The organism is Vibrio neptunius (assembly GCF_000967495.1).
In the GTDB taxonomy this organism is placed as follows: Bacteria; Pseudomonadota; Gammaproteobacteria; order Enterobacterales; family Vibrionaceae; genus Vibrio; species Vibrio neptunius.
The window spans coordinates 1-2,018 of record NZ_JXXU01000136.1 but is presented as its reverse complement, the minus strand read 5'-3'; the positions used below and the strand labels follow the sequence as shown (position 1 = coordinate 2,018).

Below are 2,018 nucleotides of genomic sequence, written 5' to 3'. Positions count from 1 at the left end.
CTATTTCCCATTTTCATCGTTTATTCCACTCATTTTTCTTACTATCAGGTGAAAAAAATGGCCGCTATCACGAGCTTTAGTGAATCATTGTTCCACCGAAACAATCCACTGCGCACTAAAGCATCGAAGTGTAATAAAATATGGTATTTATGGACTATGAAACTGTGGCTCTGTTGGGTCTTGAGATTGTTCTGGGAATTTTTCATACACTTCAGCTTCATCAAGAAGCAGCCCCGTTCTGCGTCTATCTACTTTCAATTTTGATTGTTTTTCACAGCGCTCTAGAAATAATCTCACGCTTTTAATTGAAGAGACATTATGTACACTAACATGACATCCATGATTAAATGAAGAGAGCAAATATCGATAATCATTAATGTAAAAGTAGACGTCATGCCCTTGTAAATTAGGCCCTAAACGGGCGTGATAAGTTAAAAAGCGCCCTCTTGGTGGCTTTTTATCACTTGGGAACTCTAACTCGACGCTACCCACATCTCCATAGCGGTATTTAACGTAGCCAGTATCAGGGCTGTAATGCTGATAAGCGCACAAAGACGCTATTTTTCCATTTTTTAGTTGAGCATTAAAATAGATATCTTCATCATCTTGACAGAGTGTTCGATTCAAAGTGTCATCTTCTTTAACGATTGACGGATGAGCATAAACTGTTGGTACAAATACAACGTTAACAATTAGAGCCGATAATAACCTTCTCAACTTCATTCAAACACCTCAGCGTCCCATAGCTTATTAAAATTATTCCTACGCAAACCCATAGTTATAGCGATTCACAAGAAAAAACCTCAAGGTTATTTGGTAAACCTATCTTTCTTTTTACTGGTGTGTATCCAAATATTTTGACGCAGACAACTAATTCCACGCTTCAAATTTATTAGGTTCTACCCTCTTTATTTGATGAAATATATTTACATCAAATTCTTTTACCGTCCCTTCAATACAGCTATAATAAATAGCATCATCATCTTCGATAAGTAGTTTAGGGTCCATAATCTGTAGCCTTATCCAACCCTTTGTCATAGCGAAATAAGCATTATGTTCATCATCAACTTTAAACCTCAATGGCACATATTCAGGTTCCCTAGCGGAGATATTAACCCACTGATAGTTATCTAACCCCATGCCTTCCTGTGGTTGATAAACAATTTTCCGCTCATCCCCACTGACTAAAAAATACAGCGTTTTGTTAATCCGTTTAAAATAGGCCAAAAGGCGTTCATTACTTTTTAAATCACAGGAGAAAACCAATTCTTCCTTGTCTTTGGGTGCCGATGATGCATAAGCAAGAAATGAGAATAACCATAAAACTGAGAAAAAAAACAACCTCATTCAAACACCCCCTTTGTATAGAGCTGATTAAAGTTATTAAATCTATATTGGTAACTGTCTGTATGAAGATTAACAACTTTAGTGATGGAATAAGATACAGAATAATCAGTACCATTGTCTGCAAGCTGATAGAGTTTGTTATGAACCCAGAAAAAAGCCGCTGAACGTGTTGCATACTTTATGTCCAGTAATAGACTAGGCTTTTCTACAAAAGATAAATGACTATCTTCAGGCCATTCGCCAGAGTTGTTTTGATGCCACTGAGTAAAAGCCATGTAGTTATCTTTACCGGTTAATTGCTTTAAACCTCGCCCTCTATACTTCCAACCATCCCCTTCATCGACATTACCATTCCGACCTCCATAGGCAATGTTGGCTATCTTCTCAAAATCCACAGATGACAATGGTTCACCATTCCTCTTTGTGTTTTTACCTTTAACACTATCGTCGTAAGATAGCACCTTCGCTGAGGATAGATCATTGGCGAAAGCCTCAAATGTATTTGTCAAACCACTAAAGCTATACCTAAACGACTCTTTTATTGATAACCAAGAGCCAGTTTCTTGCATTATCTGCGCGAAAAAATGAGTCCTACGCAAAGGGGTATCAAGCTTATAAAACTCAATATGGTCATTGAGCTCATCCACGATTCCTTGCAACAGATTTTGCTT

At 37.4% G+C, this 2,018-nt stretch carries 3 protein-coding genes; all 3 read right to left on the bottom strand.

The window, feature by feature from the left end:
- Positions 1 to 147: 147 nt before the first annotated feature.
- Positions 148 to 723, bottom strand: a complete 576-nt coding sequence (locus TW84_RS23815) for a hypothetical protein (RefSeq protein ID WP_052707966.1) — start codon at positions 721 to 723, stop codon at positions 148 to 150.
- A 147-nt stretch (positions 724 to 870) separates the two neighbouring features.
- The gene (locus TW84_RS23385) at positions 871 to 1,347 is read right to left on the bottom strand and encodes a hypothetical protein (RefSeq protein WP_052707965.1); all 477 of its coding nucleotides are present in this window, start codon (positions 1,345 to 1,347) and stop codon (positions 871 to 873) included.
- Positions 1,344 to 2,018 (bottom strand): glycoside hydrolase family 19 protein (locus TW84_RS24730; protein ID WP_045978005.1); only part of this gene is annotated, 675 nt, incomplete at its 5' end. The genes TW84_RS23385 and TW84_RS24730, both read right to left, overlap by 4 nt.